Raw genomic sequence first — 16,259 nt, forward strand, 5'->3', positions numbered from 1 at the left:
TTCCTGCAGATTTAGAAATTGTTATTGTTCCAAGTGCAGTTCCAGATCCAACAGCTCCCGTTACGCTAATTGTTCCAGATGTAAGACCGGTATCTAAAGTTAAATTTCTTGCAGACGCGTTTGTAATTGTTCCACCAAAACTAATATTTCCATTAGATGTTGTAACTAAAGTAGTGTTTGCTCCTAAACTAACGTTATCATTATAAGTTTGTGCACCTGTTGTTGTAACAGCTCCGCCGTTAATTGCTGTTGTTCCACCTGTGTTTGTCGTTAAACTTGTTAAAGCAGTTGTGCCACCAATAATTCCTGAAAGAGTTGTTGTGCCAGTTGTGTTTATATTTAAAGTGTAAGCACCATTAATTGTTCCGCTTAAAGTAATATTTCCTAATGTGTTACCTGAGATAACGCTGTTTCCTGTTAAAGTTATATTTGGCGTAATAACAAGAGCTGTGTTTGTTGTCTGAACAGTTCCATAAATACTAACAGAACTTGGCGATGTTGCCGTTAAACCTGCAGCAAATATTGATGTACCATTATTTGCAAAAGTTAATGTTCCTGTATTAAGGAAACTAGTAATACCTTGAATGGTATTTGTTCCTGAAGAATTAAATGCAACGTTATAACCTGATGCAGCTGTTCTTAAACCAATTGCAGAAGTAATTGTAGTGTCACCTGAGAATGTAACTGTTCCAGTAGTAGCTGTTAATACAACAGCTTGAGCCTCAAATGCTCCGCCAAATGTTGTGCCGGATGAATTAGTAACAACTAAAAGTCCTAATCCACTACCCGATGAACCAACTGTGCTTGTTACAGAGATTGTTCCTGTGCCTGGAGTTAAAGTTAAATTTTTTCCTACACCTGCGATACTATAAAGTAAAATATTATCGTTAGTAGTTGTTAAAGTTAAAGTACCAGAATTACTTAAGGTAACCGCGCCACTGTAAGTTTGCGTTCCGTCAGTTGAGATACTATTAGCTGAAATATTTGTTGTGCCCGATACGCTAAATATATTAACTCCTGAAATTGCTCCGGTAATAACTGAATTACCTATTTCAGCTAATGAGAAGCCGGCCCCAGTAATTGTCGATGAATTGGTAATAGTTGTTCCGGTTAAAGTTCTATCAGCTACCGCTAATGTAACTGCACCTGTATAAGTTTGTGTTCCAGATGTTGAAACATTCGCTTTAAGAGTTGTAGTTCCGCTAACAGATAAATTTTTTCCAGCTCCAGATAAAGTTACAGTGTCAGTTCCAGTACCATCACCAAATACAGCGTTACCCGTAATTGTTAATGAATATGCACCGCTTAGTGCTGAGTTAGTTGTAATTGTTGAGCCGACTAAAGTTCGATCGGCGTTGATTGTGATGTTGCCTGCAGCTGTGTAATTTTGTGCGCCAGAAGTTGTAACGTTTGCATTAAGAGCGAGTACTCCGGTTCCTGTTGTTGTAACTGATAAACTTGTTGGGGGAGCTATTGCACCAATAGTTCCTGTTAAAGTTAAATTGTCTGTTGCTGTAATTGTTAAACCATACAAACCATTAATTGCGCCTGAAATAGTTTGTGCTCCACTTGAACTTACGATGCTTGAATCTGCGGCCAAAGTAATAGCTCCTGAGTAAGTATTGCTTCCTGATGTAAATACAATTGCTCCACCAGAAGAAACTCCAGTTCCACTAGTGCTAATTGGTTCTTGAACAGTTATGTTGTTTGAAATGCTTAAAGCTGCGCCCGATTGAACAGTTGTTCCTTGACCAGCTGCGTATCCTCCTAATGCTGCTGCATTACTAATTGCAATTGTTCCTGCTGAAATACTTGTTGCGCCTGTGTAAGTATTTGTCGCTGATAATGCTAAAATACCCAAGCCTGATTTTGTTAAAGTGCCAGTGCCAGTAATAATTCCGGCGTAAGTTAATGTATCTCCAGAGTTTGTTACTGAGATATTTCCACCGCCCGAACTTAAAGTAATTCCTCTATTAGGATCTAATGTAAAGCTGGCTGTTACTTCTAAAGTTCCGCCGTTAAAAGTAATTGAATTTGCTGTTACTGTTCCTGGGACTGCGCCTAAATTTCTATCTGTGCTAATTTGAAGAGTGCCTGCACTAATTGTAGTGATGCCTGTGTAAGTATTAACTCCTTGTAACAATCCTGTTCCAGCACCACTTTGAGTTAAGTTAACTGAACCAGCTAAAATCGCAGATACAGTTGCTGTGTTTGAAAGAGAAGGACTTAAAGTAAATCCGGATGTGCTTGTTAATACACCTGTTGTGCTAGTAATTGAACCATTGCCTACAGTCACTGCTCCTATAGTTTGACTATATGTTCCCATTCTAAATTCTGCAGCACTAAGACTTCCAGGGTAACAACTTGCTGAGCCGCAAGTACTTACAGATAAACTTCCTGAGCTTGCTAATTTACTGCTGCCACCTAAAATTAAGACACCACCTGAAACAGTAGTTGCTCCTGTATAAGTTTCTGTGTTGTTAAATGTCAAAGTTCCACTTCCAAGTTTTTCAAAACCAACACCTGATGTTCCAACGAATGGACTTGTAAATGCTATGTTGTAAGTAAATGGGACATCTATTTTATAAGAATTGCTAACTGGTGTTTTAAATCTTGCATAAAGTGCATCTGCCGCTGCATTTGTATCTACATATATACGAACTGCCCCACCAGAAAAAGTTATAGTTCCAGCTGTAGCAGTTAAGTTTGTAAATCCAGAACCAAGAGAACCAACTGAGCCTGGTGCAAAAACTCCACTACTTAAAACCACTCCGCCAGTAAAAGTATTAGTCGCATTAACAACTGAAAGTCCTGTTCCACTTATTGTTAACACTCGAGCGCCGCCTACAGCATCAATCATTACCGCACTAATCGTGGCTGTACCATTGTCTCCTGGTGATAAAGAAAAAGATGTTGCTGCGATAGTTCCTTTTGAAACTGCAGAGTCAATAATTGATCCAGATGAAACTGTTACACTTCCATAACTTGGTGTTTGGCCGTTAATATCAAAAATTCCGCCACTAACAGCGAGTGTACTTCCTGCTGGAATAGTTACGTTAGAACTTCCTAACTGTAACGATGCGCCAGAAACTGACGTTGAGCCTCCATAAGTATTTATAGAAGCAGTATCAAACACAACTTTTCCTGAACTAGTAGAACCTAATGTCCAGCTACCTGTTGTCCCTGTAATTCCAGAATTTGCAACAACAGCAAAGCTAGCACCTGATCCTGTAAAACCAGATGTAGTAAAATTCACTGTGTAATTGCCTGGGTCGATTGAATATGTTCCTGAAGTTGTTAGTAAATTAAACTTACCATACAAAGCTGTTTGATCTGAATTAGTTGAGCTATATGCTCTAATAGAACCGCCTTGAAAAGTAATTTTACCAGAACCAAGCGCTACTAGTGCAGAAGGAGCAAGGGCTCCAGCGCTTAAAAAACTTCCTCCGCTATAAGTATTTGTATTTTGTAAATAAGTTATGCCGGCTCCGTTTTGTGTTAATGAACCGCTACCAATTGATATTGCATCATCAATTACTAAAGTTCCAACTCCTATAAATGTAAGACTACGATTTGTTCCAGAAATTGTTTTGCTAGATCCGGTAATATTAAATAAGCCAGAGTATGTATTTATTGTAGTGTCTGAACCTAAGGTAATCGAACCTTGGTAAATATTGTTTCCAACACTAACTAAAGATCCACCAGCGCCCGTATATCCTACTCCAGTTAATGATAATGGATTTGCTCCAATAGTAATTCCACCTGACAATTGTAATGTTGCGCCACTTGAAACTGTAATTGCATTAGTAGTTGCACCAAGTGCACTGCTATTTGATACAATTAATGTTCCATTTGAAACAGTTGTACTTCCAGTGAAACTGTTAGTACCTGATAAAGTTAAAATTCCTGTGCCGTCTTTTGTTAAAGCTCCGCCACCAGTTCCTATATTTCCACTTATTGTAGTATTTCCAGCACCTCCAACAGTAAGTCCGAACGAACTATAAGTTATACCTCCGCTTAATGTTAAAGTTCCTGCGACACTATTAATTCTAACAGCGCTAGTTGTTAATGTAATTGCACCAGCATAAGAACTTGCTCCAGAAATATTTGAAAGAGCACCAGCACTTGAAGGTCCATTGCCACTTAAAGTTAAAGGTATAGCGCCAACTGAAATTCCACCTGATAATTGTAAACCAGCTCCATCAATTACTGTTATTCCTGAACTACTTCCTAAAGCGCTTGCATTAAGAGCAATAATTGTTCCACTGCTAATTAGTGTTGCGCCTGCAAAATTGCTTCCGCTACCTGATAAAGTTAAAGTTGAAGTATTAGTATCTTTAGTAATGGCTCCAGAAGCAGTCGTTGTTACAATGTTTCCTGATAAAGTTTGATCAACAGATGATGAATATTGTAACGTTCCATTGTTAGTAATGATTCCTGAATAAGTTCCAGAACCTAAGGATCCAGTACCTGAAATTTGCACTGTTCCTGCACTAATAGTTAAAGGCCCAGTAAAAGTATTTGTATTTGTTAAAGTTAATTTACCAACACCAGTTTTTGTAAGTCCTCCTGTGCCACTTAAAATTCCTCCGTAAGAAGTGTCGGTACTCCATCCGGCAGTTAACACGTAACTATTTAAATTAACATTTCCGCTGCCTGATAATGATAAAATTGTATCGTTTGATCCTAAATTATAAGTTCCAGTAACTACGACAGCTGAGCTATCTGATAAAGCTCCTGATACTGTTAAAGTTCCTGCAGAAATTGTTGTTGCTCCTGTGTATGTATTGCTACCAGATAATATCCATGTGCCTGCGCCAGTTTTCGTAAGCGCTCCAGTAGTTCCTAATCCAATAATACCTGCTACTGTGTTTCCTGAAGTTGTCGTTCCTCCTAAAGTTAAAGTATAGCCTGTACCATTAATTGTTCCTGTATTACTTAATGTAATTCCTCCATTGCTTGAAATTATTGTAGAGTTGCTGCCTAAAGCAATTAATCCGCTATAAGTTACCGCTGTTGCACTGGTATTTGTTAAAGCTCCAGCACTTCCATATCCCGCTCCATTAATAGTTAAAGCTTGAGAAGTTCCTAGTGTATTTCCATTAAGATCAAGTGTTCCCCCATTAGAAACAGAAACAGTTCCTGCGTATGAACCAAGTGGTGTAAATAAAGAGTTGCCAACGTCTCCAACTTGTAATGTTCCATTGCTAACTATTAATCCACCTGTAAAAGTATTTGTTCCTGATAAAGTTAAAGTTCCAGTTCCTGCTTTTGTGAAAGCAACAGTGCCTGATCCATCTTGAATAATTCCTGAGAAAGTTGTTGTATTGTTATTGCCGCCAGCTGTTATAGTAATTGATCCTGATGCCGTGCTTGTTACCGATCCAAGTCCTGTTAATGATCCAACCGTAGCTGAATAACCACCTAAATCCAGGAATGCTCCTGATGAAATATCATATGCGGTTAAATTAGTTTGTGCTGCCCCCAATTTAATTTGCCCGCTAGGCACAGTTGTTGCACCTGTATAGCTATTTGATCCTGATAAAGTGAAAACTCCAGTTCCACTCTTATATATAGCTACAACACCTGTTCCGTTTTGAATTGATCCTGAGAAAGTTGTTGATGTATTGTCTCCTCCAAGAGTTAATGTTGGCGTACCTCCTGTGCTAGTTACAGTTCCAGATCCCGCTAAAGATCCGATAGTTTCAGAGTAAGAAGTTAAGTCTAAAGTACCATTTGCTGTCACTGCCGATGAATCCGATATAACTCCTGCAGCTCCCAATTTTAAAGTGGTTCCAGAACCTATAGTTGTTGCGCCCGTATAAGTATTAGCTCCTGATAAAGTTATTGTTCCAGTTCCAGAACTTGTAAGCGCTATTCCTGAACCAGCTAAAACAGCTGAAATACTATGTGTTGTTCCTGATGACGGGTTTAATGTGTAGCTTGTTCCAGTTAAAGTATTGCCTGTTGTTCCAATAGTAATCGAGCCACTTGTTAGAGTAACCGCTCCTACAGTTTCAGTTGTGTCATTTAATTGAAGTGTTCCTCCATTAATTGTAACTGCTCCAGAATCCGCTAAAACTGTTCCAGTTGCGGTAGCTGATTGGTCTAATATTAATGTTCCAGCATTAGCATTTGTTCCGCCTGTGTAAGTATTGGTATTTGTTAAAGTTAAAGACGATGAAGATCCCGTATCTTTTGTAAAAGTTCCAGCGCCACTAATAACCCCTGATAATGTTTGAGTTGCGCTTGATGAATAAGCAAATGTTGAACCAGATCCAATTGCAATTGTTCCTGCATATGTTCCAGAACCTAATTGTCCTGCCCCTGTAATTGCTAAAGTTCCGCCTGAAGCATTAATTGTTGTAGTTCCTGAATAAGTATTAACGCCTGATAAATTAGCAGTACCTAGGTCAGATTTTGTAAGATTAACTGCTCCAGCTAAAATTGCAGAAACTGTAACTGTCTTTCCTGTTGCTGGATTTAATGTGTAACTTGTTCCAGTTAAAACTCCTGTTGTGCTTGTGATAGATCCTTCAGTTAAAGTAACTGCTCCAACTGTATCAGCAAAAGTTGCTAAGTTTAATATTGCTGTTGAGCCATTAACCGTAACATCGCCAGAGCTAATAGCATTAGCAATTCCGTACGTTAAACTTCCGGCAGAAACTGTTGTAAGACCTGTGTAAGTATTAGCTACAGATAAAGTTAATGTACCAGCTCCATCTTTAGTTAAAGTTCCGGCGCCTGTACCTATGGCTGTTGTTGTTACTGTAGTATTACCTGCTCCACCAAAAGTTAGTCCTATAGTGCCGTTAGTAATACCACCGCTTAATGTTAATGCACTTCCGGTATCGCTATTAATTCGAACTGCGTTGGTAGATAAAGTAATTGCACCAGCATAACTGTTAGTTCCTGAAATATTTCTTAAAGATCCACCTGAACTAATACCATCATTGTTTAATGTTAACGCTTCAGCACCAATTGCAATGTTGTTTGATAATTCTAGTGCAGCTCCACTTGCAACGGTTACGCCTCCAGCTATTGTTCCAAGGGCAGTCACGTTAGCAGCTCTTAATGCTCCTGCAGAAATTGTAGTTAAGCCTGCATATGAGTTACCACCAGATAAAGTTAATATACCAGCTCCGGCTTTTGTAAGAGTAGTCCCTGTTCCAGAAATTATACCAGAGTAAGTTCCGTCGGTTCCTTGAGTAATAGATAAAGCCCCGCCAAGAAGAGATAAATTTCCTGAGCCAGTAAATGATCCTGTAGTTGCAGTTATTGTTAACGGCAATGTATTAGTGCTTGATGTTATGCTGTTAGCTCCAAGAGCAACGTTAACATATGCGCTTAAAGTCAGAGACGAAGTGTTGTTTCCAGTCTTTGCAATTCCAGTAGTGAACGTAATACTACCGTCAGCAGTAGTGATAGATACGTTAGTGCCTGCATTAAGTGATCCTTCAATGCTAGATGCTAAAATTGTTGAAGTTTGACCTGCAACAAAAGTTGATGAATAAGCAGTTCCAGTGTTTCCTGTGCTAGCAATGGTAATATCAAATGGGTCTAATAACCAAGTTCCAGAATTCCCTGTAGATGAAGATGCATTAACAACAGCACCGTCTGTGTTTAGGAAGAAACCTGAGGTCTCAATTAAGCCCCCGTCTCCGCCATTAGCGCCACCTTTTGCAATAAAAGTTCCATTGGCATAAGTTTCTGAATCTCGTCTGTAAATATTTGACCAGACAACAATCGCTCCACCGTTTCCATTCTCAGTCGCTGAGGCATCAAGCAAAGCTCCTATCTCAACAATAACTCTAATCGCCTGTCTGATTGTGTTGATAAGATTTTGATAGCTGCCACCTACTAAAATTTCTCCACCGCCTGTTGCTCCTGCTGCTATTAACTTTGATGTTGATGTAATATTTATTACATCACCGGTAATTTGAATGTTACCGCCTTTGTTTGTTGATGAAGATACGTTGATCGTGCCAGTGTTTGTTACAACATCGCCATCAAGAAATACTTTTCCACCTTGTTTTGTAATTCCTTTCGCTTCGATAATCCCAGTATTATTAACAACTGATTTATTAATACTGTTAAGAGCTTTTGCTGAAAGAATTACAACGCCATCATCTGCTGAGATGATGTTTTTATTTTCAATTAACGAATTTAATGTGCCTACATCAACTGAGTAGTTGATTAATTTATTTCCACTCATCGACAATGTTACTCTATCTCCAGAAAGTAACGCTGTTGTACCCGATGGTGTTGTAATGCTGCCTGAGTTTGTAATTTTTGCTGCTATAAAAGCAACTGTTCCACCAACGAATGCATTGATGCTTCCGTTATTTTCAATTGCTCCCGCTTGTAAATTAGGATCTCTTTCGAAAATATAATTGTTGTTAAGAAAATCTGAGCTTTTTAAATTTAAAGTACTTGCAATGAAACTACCCGCATCAAATCTTGCACCTTGCCCAAATATAACTCCGCTTGGATTAATTAAAATAACTTGTCCATTCGCTTTTAATGAACCAAAAATATAACTTGGGTCATTGCTGTTCACTCGGTTTAGTGCACTTGAGGTAGAGGATGGTTGGTTGAACTGAACGGTTGCATCTTTACCAATGTTAAATGATGACCAGTTGGTAATTAGTTTGTCGGTTGCTTGGTTGATTGTTAACTGATTTGTGCTTTGAGTGATGGTAGCTTTTCCACTTTCGATGTTTGGATTTGTAGGCAAAGCATTATTGCTTACACTTTGTGCCTGTGCATAACTTGCCAAAAAGAGACAAAGAATCACAACCTGAAATTTTATTTTCATCACAAAATCATCTAGCTTAAGTTGAATTTTAATAAAAAATTAAGAGAAAATTCCCCTTATCCCCATTAAAAAGTAAAAAACCTCTGCTACTTTCAATTTTTAAAAAACCGAGTATCTCGCGAATCAGTTGAGTAATCAACTCTTTAGGGAATAAAACAACCTGAGCTTTAGTTAAATAAGCTAGGTTTTAAGAGGCTTATTTCATGTATTCTTTTATTTTGACTTTTTTTTCAAAAGAATGACCAATTTTTGGTTAAATCCTTAAGAAAATTATTAAATTAAAAGTTGAGAAAAAAAAATTTTTCAACTTGTGGTACGTAAATAAACTTTTGAGTTGTAATTTTTTACTAAAAATTAATGAGAATTTGAGAAATTTGCGTTCATAATTTTTGTCCAAACATCGACAAAGTCTTTTACAAATTTTTCCTTGTTATCGTCTTGCGCGTATATTTCTGCGTAAGCACGAAGCACTGAGTTTGAACCAAATACTAAATCAACTCGTGTTGCTTTAAATTTAACTTTATTATTTTTTCTCTCTAAAATTTCGTAACTATTTTTTCCCGTTGGCTTCCATGTGTATTTCATGTCAGTTAAATTTACGAAAAAATCATTAGTCAAAACGCCAATTTTATCAGTAAATACGCCATATTCTGAGCCATTAAAGTTAGTTCCCAAAACTCTCATACCGCCAACTAGACAAGTCATTTCTTTAGCTGACAAACCTTTTAGAGAAGCATTATCTAGCATCAACTCTTCTGGCATCACGGCATAATCTTTTTTTACATAATTTCTAAATGCATCATGAAGTGGTTCTAACACTTTAAATGATTCAACATCCGTATGCTCCTGTGTTGCATCACCTCGTCCTGCTGTGAATGGAACTTTAACTTTTGAACCAGCTTTTTTAATTGCTTTCTCTAAACCAACAACTCCACCTAATACGATTGTGTCTGCAATACTAGCGCCTGATTTTTTAGCGATACTTTCTAAAACTTTTAAAACTTTTTTAAGTCTTGTAGGTTCATTTGCTTCCCAATTTTTTTGTGGCGCAAGTCTAATACGTGCTCCATTAGATCCGCCTCTCTTATCTGTGCGTCTGTAAGTTCTGGCGCTGTCCCAAGCTGTTGAGATAAGGTCCGATGTACTAAGTCCACTTGCTGAAATTAATTTTTTAACTTTATCAACGCTATATTTTTTCTTGTGCGTTGGAATTGGGTCTTGCCAAATGAGTGTTTCTTTTGGCGTCCAAGGTCCGATGTAATTATCTCTAGATCCTAAATCTCTGTGCGTTAACTTAAACCAAGCTTTACCGAAGGCTTCATCTAAATATTTTGGATTTTTATAAAATTTTTCAGTTATTTTTCTATAAGCTGGATCCATTTTCATTGCCATATCGGCATCCGTCATCATTGGGTTGTGTCTGATCTTTGGATTTTCTAAATCTCTTGGCTTTTTATGCTCTTCTAATCCAATCGGCTCCCACTGATGCGCACCCGCAGGACTTTTTTTAAGTTCCCATTCGTAATTTAATAATAAATCTAGATATTCATAGTTCCACTTGTCAGGATTTGACGTCCAAGCGCCTTCTAACCCTGATGTTACTTGATGTTTTCCAAGTCCATTCTTTTGATTCCAACCCAATCCTTGTTCATAAATTTCAGCAGCCGCTGGTTCTGGTCCTAATTTTGCAGCATCGCCATTACCATGAGCTCGTCCAATACTGTGACCTCCAACAGTAAGTGCGCAAGTTTCTTCATCGTTCATTGCCATTCTTCTAAATGTTTCTCTAACATCGTGCGCTGATTTTAATGGATCTGGTTTTCCATCTACACCTTGTGGATTTACATAAATTAATCCCATCACCACAGCAGCAAGTGGGTTTTCTAAAGAAGTTCGGTCTTTTTTATTTGGATAACGTTTATCTTCTAACCAATTTTTTTCAGAGCCCCAGAAAATATCTTTTTCTGGATGCCAGATATCAACTCGTCCAAATGAAAAACCATAAGTTTTAAGTCCGGCATGTTCGTAAGCCATGTTACCAGCTAAGATCATAAGATCTGCCCAACTTAATTTGTTTCCATATTTTTTCTTAATCGGCCAAAGAAGTCTTCTCGCTTTATCAAGGTTAGTATTATCAGGCCAAGAATCTAATGGGGAGAATCTGTGATTGCCTGTTCCAGATCCACCACGACCATCTGCAATTCTGTATGTTCCAGCAGAGTGCCAAGCCATTCGTACAAAAAGTCCTGAATATGTTCCAAGATCTGCAGGCCACCAGTCTTTGCTGTCGGTCATTAATTTTAATAAATCTTTTTTTAGAGCTGAAAAATTTAATTTCTTAACTTCTTTTTTATAATCAAATCCTGGAAGCGGATTAGTTTTAGTATCGTGCTGATGTAAAATATCTAGATTAAGTGAGTTAGGCCACCAAAACGTCGGACTCTCGCTGGCTTTAGTAAGAGCACCATGCATCACCGGACACTTTTTAATATCAGACATATTTTTAATTTCTTAAAGAATAAGAATTTATATCCAATATTTTAGTTATTGAAAGTATTAAAAATATTTCATTTTAATATTTTTTAAAAAAGTTCGCCTTTAAATTGTAATATGGTAAAGTTTTGCTGTGCAAAAATTTTTAATTGTTCTTGGCATTGTTATTTTACTAGTTGGATTATTTTGGCCAGTGGTTAGAGAGCTTCCGCTTGGGAGGTTGCCAGGTGATATTAGTATGAAGGGTGAAAAATATTCTTTTTATTTTCCAATTGTAACCTGCATTGTTATTTCAATTATTGTCTCGTTATTCTTTAAGTTCTTCAAATAAAAAAAATAACCAACTTTTGTGTATAAATTATAAATGTAAAAAAAATTGCTATTCCACCTCCCAAAATCTTATGCGCAACAACAGGTTCTGCATAAATTTGTGAATTTAAGATAAAATCAACGATTACAATTTCTGTATTGCTCTCACTACATTTTTTATTGGAATTTAACCTAAGCTCTTGCTTTTCTATTTCAGTTTTCTCATCTGGAGGTACTATAATTTTAATGTCAGGGGATATAGTGACAATTGCTTTTTGATCTGGAGCATTTAACTGCATAGCTCCTTTATTTTTTGTAATTTTTGCCGAAAAATAAATTAGGGTTACAGTAAAAATTGAAATAAGAATTTTTATCATAAATTGATTTCATACGAACAAAATCCAGTGCTTGTTATTTCTGAGTGTACTGAACCGGTATAGTTATTGACGTTGGTCCAAAACTAGTTTTTGCCTCAATCGTAACTGGCTGAGAAACTCTTGGTATTGAAACGTTAATGTCTTTATAACTTTTAGGTAATACTGTTAAAAACGTCGGGACAATAGTTGTTCGTTGATTTTGTACTTTAATAAGTATGTCTTCTACTTTTACATGCATCGGTTCCTCATTTTGAATTCGAAGACAGGCTTGTCTTTCAGTTCCAACTTTTTCATCACAAAGACTCATCGTTGGAATTTTGTAGGAATTTTTTTTTGCAGAGGTTGGATAAAAATAAACTGGCAAATTATGATCAAATCTAAATCTCATATTAGCAACTTGGTTTTCAGTTAAAGCGTCACCCACTTCTTCGCTTACATCTTCTAAAACTAAACGGTAAGCTTTGAATTGAGATTCATTTTTATCTCGCTTTGTAACTCTAAATACTTGCTTTTGCCCTGCCGGAATTTTAACAAATGATGGTACAATTAATAAATCAGAAGTCTCGGTGTATTTGTCTTTGCCGTTTTCTTGCGTCCATAACTTTTGATTTGCCTGAACTAAAACTTCAAATTTTGAGTCATTGGTGTAAGTAATTGAATTAACTTTAACCGTATCGTTTATTTCAATTGCAATCGGTGTAATGTTGCTAGCATTAGCATTAAAATTAACTGCTAATATAAAAGATAAAAAGCAGAAAAATCTTGCTAGGAAAGAAATTTTATTAATTTTCATCAATTATTTTAGTAAGAGAGTGTGAAAGTTGTAGTTCCGCTATAAGCTCCGATATTTGCAGTTTGTGAACCTGGTAATCTTCCATAAACAGTTGTGTTTTGGTTGTTTCCATTTCCATGTCCGTTTGACTCTATTACTGTTGCTGCAACTATCTCCGTAGTACGGCCAACTTCTTTATAAAGTTTATAATTTAATGGATCGATAACTGGTGAAGTATTCATCACGTAGTTTCCTCCAGTTTGTGCTGTGGTCATAGCTATTGTATAAGAAGTACCGGGTGTGCAATTTGCAGTTATTATTCCTGTTTGGTCTATTACAGTTCCTGAGTAGGTACCAAATGCCATTGTATTTCCAGATACCGTGCAGTTTGCATTAATCTGTGCAGTTGCAGTTAATACTCCAGTTGTTGTTGTGGCTTTGCCATCATGTAAATCTAAAAGTGTTCCAAAAGAAAAAAATTCAGCAACAAGAGCTATTGCTAGAAAAATATTTGTTTTAAATACAGCTCCAGTTATTACTGCAGTAAGAAATGCCCTTCCCCATGTTACTTTCTTAGCATGCGGATGCTTAAGAAGTTTTTTAGTGTGATGTATAATTCTTTTCATAATGTTGTCCGTTTTTTTTATTTGTTAATACCCTTCACTAGATTAAATAATGTCTTGCCTAATTAAATTCAATAAATGTCCTAGTTACTAAACTCTAAATAAAATATTTAGACCGCGTTCATATACACGTTAATTTCATAGGTATAGGGTGATGGTTAAGTTTTAACCTAACGGAGATAAAAATGTTCCCAATGATGAATGCAATGTTCTCAATTGAAGGCGGTTTTGTAATCGGTCTGATGATTGTCACACATTTGCTAGTGATTGCAGCACTAATCAAATATTTATTTTTCAGTAAATAAGTATAAAATTTAATCAATTAACAACTAAAGAAAACATGAAAACAATAATTAAGAACTTAGTTATTTCTCTTTTCATCCTTTCTCTAAGCTTAACGTCTAATCTTTTTGCAAAACCAAAATTCGATGATGGAATTTTAGTAGGTGCTAAAGAAATGACGCTTTATACTTTTGATAAAGATGTAAAAGGAAGTGGTAAATCAGTTTGTAATGGTGAGTGTGCTGATAAATGGCCTCCATACTTTGCAACGGATAAAGATAAAGCTGCTGAAAAATTTACAATTATCACTCGTGATGATGGTAAAAAACAATGGGCTTTTGATGGCAAGCCACTTTACTACTGGGTGAAAGACACTAAAAAAGGTGAAAAGACTGGTGACAACGTAAACAACGTTTGGCACATCATCAAAAAATAATTTATATTATATTTAAAGCAGGCAATTTGGTTTGCCTGCTTTAATTTAAATATGTTTAAGAAATTCTTTTCAAAATACCAGGTTGAAGATCTAATAGGTTTTGCAATTGGAATGGTTGCAACCATTGTCTACAAATTTGTAGTTCATGCAGTTTGGAATTTGGAAGATATGTTTGATGTCTTCTTTATGGGTGGTGCTACAGGTGCTATCTTAATTGGATTTTTATACCGACACTTTTATAAATAAACTTTGAGACCCGTTAATATTTTATTTCTCTGCACTCATAATTCTGCACGATCAGTTCTTGGTGAAGCTCTTGCAACCACTTTAGGTAAAGGAAAAGTTGTAGGCTATAGCGCGGGCTCAACTCCAAAAACTTCCGTAAATCCCATTGCAAAACAAATTGCAGAGGAATTGGGATATGACACAAAAAAACTTTATTCAAAAAGTTGGGATGAATATGCAAAACCAAATTCGCCAAAGATGGATATTGTCATTACGGTCTGTGATAGCGCCGCTAAAGAGATGTGCCCTATTTGGCCAGGTCATCCAGTGCAAGTGCATTGGGGATTTAGAGACCCATCAGCAGTGACTGGAACACCGGATCAAATGCGCGCCTCCTTTGATGAGGTAAAAGAAAAGCTTCAAAATAAAATTGAAAAAATGATAAAGCTTCCTTTAGATACCTTGGATGCAAAAACATTAAAGATTAAATTAAAAGAGATCTATGAAAATGAATAAAAAATTAGTTAGTGAATTTATTGGTACTGCCTTGTTACTTGCGGTCATTACTGGCTCTGGAATTATGGGAGAAACTCTCTCAAGAAACAATAATGCCATTGCTTTACTTGGCAACAGTATTGCAACGGGCGCGGGCTTGTTTGTTTTGATTTCGGTATTAATGCCTATTTCAGGAGCACACTTTAATCCTCTAGTTAGCTTTTTAGATTGGTCTAATAAAAAATTAAAAACTAGCGAGTTAATCAAATATTTTATCTGTCAATTACTTGGGGCTATTTCTGGGGTATTCATTATTCATTTTATTTTTGCGCTACCCATTATTGAATCCTCAATTCATGAAAGATCTGGAATTAATTATTACGTCAGTGAATTTATCTCTACTTTAGTTTTATTAAGTGTGATTTATTTTGGAGGCAAAGCCGACAAAAAACAAATCCCAATGCTAGTTGCACTCACAGTAACCTGTGGTTACTGGTTTACTTCTTCTACTTTCTTTGCAAATCCAGTGGTAACCATTGCAAGAAGTTTCACTGATACGTTTGTTGGAATTGAAAGCGCAGATGTTATGCCTTTTATTATTGCGCAATTCCTAGCAGCTCTTGTTTTTATTTTAATGATAAGAAAGAAATAACCGCTTCTTATTAAAACAAATCAATATAATTGAGCATCAAATGAAAAAAGTATTTTTTCTTGTTTTAACATTTAGCTTTATTTTTTGTGGGGAAAGTTTTGCGGTCAAAAAAGCAAAGCAAATTACTGCAACATCTTGGTTGGTTGCAGATGGTAATGGAAAAATTATAAAATCAGTTAATCACGACGAGATACACAGTATTGCAAGTATTACAAAACTAATGACAGCAATGGTTGTGCTTGATGCTAATCAAAACTTAGATGAAAAAATTGGCAAATTCACCAGACGCCAACATTTGCAACTTGCTTTAATTAAATCCAATAACCGCTCTGCTGAAATTTTGTGTGAAAATTATCCAGGCGGAACCGAAGCTTGTGTCGCAGCGATGAATTTAAAGGCAAAAAAATTGAGGATGATGGACACTCAATTTGTTGATGCGAGCGGTTTAAATGAAGAAAATGTTAGCACTGCAAAAAATCTAATTAAGATGGTGCTTGCTGCAAAAAATTATCCACTCATTGTAAAAGCTTCACAAACATCCATGGTTAAAATTAAATTAAAAAATAGTTGGTTCTCATTTAGAAATACCAATCCTTTAATTGATCAACAGCATAAGTTTATTGTTAGTAAAACAGGTTACATTGGGGCTGCGGGTGGTTGTATTGCTTTAATGTTAGATACGAATATTGGACAAAAAGTTGTCATTGTACTTGGAAGCCGAAGCACGCATACCAGAATCCCTGAAGCTGTATTTATCGCAAGAGCTTACAAATAATT

The 16,259-nt window shown here is 36.4% G+C and carries 11 protein-coding genes; 6 read left to right on the forward strand and 5 right to left on the reverse strand.

The window, feature by feature from the left end; genetic code table 11:
- On the reverse strand, window positions 1-8,818 hold an 8,818-nt coding region (locus AC8IG9_RS00005; RefSeq protein ID WP_507424773.1), incomplete at its 3' end, for an autotransporter-associated beta strand repeat-containing protein.
- 354 nt (window positions 8,819-9,172) lie between these two features.
- Window positions 9,173-11,317: a catalase/peroxidase HPI gene (katG, locus tag AC8IG9_RS00010; RefSeq protein WP_507424774.1), complete on the reverse strand. Its 2,145-nt coding sequence runs from the start codon at window positions 11,315-11,317 to the stop codon at window positions 9,173-9,175.
- A gap of 127 nt (window positions 11,318-11,444) precedes the next feature.
- Between katG and AC8IG9_RS00015 the strand changes: the two genes are divergently transcribed.
- Window positions 11,445-11,642: a DUF2905 domain-containing protein gene (locus AC8IG9_RS00015; protein ID WP_507424775.1), complete on the forward strand. Its 198-nt coding sequence runs from the start codon at window positions 11,445-11,447 to the stop codon at window positions 11,640-11,642.
- Here AC8IG9_RS00015 and AC8IG9_RS00020 read toward each other — a convergent pair.
- From AC8IG9_RS00020 to AC8IG9_RS00030, 3 genes are read right to left on the reverse strand one after another with little or no spacing between them, the layout of a single operon-like run.
- Window positions 11,635-11,997 (reverse strand): hypothetical protein, encoded by a 363-nt coding sequence (locus AC8IG9_RS00020; protein ID WP_507424776.1) that lies wholly within the window; start codon window positions 11,995-11,997, stop codon window positions 11,635-11,637. The two genes, AC8IG9_RS00015 and AC8IG9_RS00020, sit on opposite strands and share 8 nt — an antisense overlap.
- Window positions 11,998-12,031: 34 nt before the next feature.
- Window positions 12,032-12,790 (reverse strand): fimbrial biogenesis chaperone, encoded by a 759-nt coding sequence (locus tag AC8IG9_RS00025; RefSeq protein ID WP_507424777.1) that lies wholly within the window; start codon window positions 12,788-12,790, stop codon window positions 12,032-12,034.
- 8 nt (window positions 12,791-12,798) lie between these two features.
- The gene (locus AC8IG9_RS00030; protein ID WP_507424778.1) at window positions 12,799-13,395 is read right to left on the reverse strand and encodes a spore coat protein U domain-containing protein; all 597 of its coding nucleotides are present in this window, start codon (window positions 13,393-13,395) and stop codon (window positions 12,799-12,801) included.
- Window positions 13,396-13,732: 337 nt separating this feature from the next.
- On the opposite strand from AC8IG9_RS00030, the gene AC8IG9_RS00035 reads away from it, so the two are divergent.
- From AC8IG9_RS00035 to AC8IG9_RS00055, 5 genes are read left to right on the forward strand one after another with little or no spacing between them, the layout of a single operon-like run.
- Window positions 13,733-14,110: a COG4315 family predicted lipoprotein gene (locus AC8IG9_RS00035; RefSeq protein ID WP_507424779.1), complete on the forward strand. Its 378-nt coding sequence runs from the start codon at window positions 13,733-13,735 to the stop codon at window positions 14,108-14,110.
- A gap of 51 nt (window positions 14,111-14,161) precedes the next feature.
- Window positions 14,162-14,356 carry a hypothetical protein gene (locus AC8IG9_RS00040; RefSeq protein WP_507424780.1) on the forward strand — a complete coding sequence of 65 codons (195 nt, stop codon included), beginning with the start codon at window positions 14,162-14,164 and terminating at the stop codon, window positions 14,354-14,356.
- Between the two features lie 3 nt (window positions 14,357-14,359).
- The gene (locus AC8IG9_RS00045) at window positions 14,360-14,851 is read left to right on the forward strand and encodes an arsenate reductase ArsC (RefSeq protein WP_507424781.1); all 492 of its coding nucleotides are present in this window, start codon (window positions 14,360-14,362) and stop codon (window positions 14,849-14,851) included.
- Window positions 14,844-15,482 (forward strand): aquaporin, encoded by a 639-nt coding sequence (locus tag AC8IG9_RS00050; RefSeq protein WP_507424782.1) that lies wholly within the window; start codon window positions 14,844-14,846, stop codon window positions 15,480-15,482. Before AC8IG9_RS00045 ends, AC8IG9_RS00050 begins: the two co-directional genes overlap by 8 nt.
- Before the next feature lie 40 nt (window positions 15,483-15,522).
- Window positions 15,523-16,257 (forward strand): serine hydrolase family protein, encoded by a 735-nt coding sequence (locus AC8IG9_RS00055; protein ID WP_507424783.1) that lies wholly within the window; start codon window positions 15,523-15,525, stop codon window positions 16,255-16,257.
- Window positions 16,258-16,259: the final 2 nt, after the last annotated feature.

It is taken from the genome of Candidatus Allofontibacter sp., assembly GCF_040404065.1.
Lineage (GTDB): Bacteria > Pseudomonadota > Alphaproteobacteria > Pelagibacterales > Pelagibacteraceae > Fontibacterium.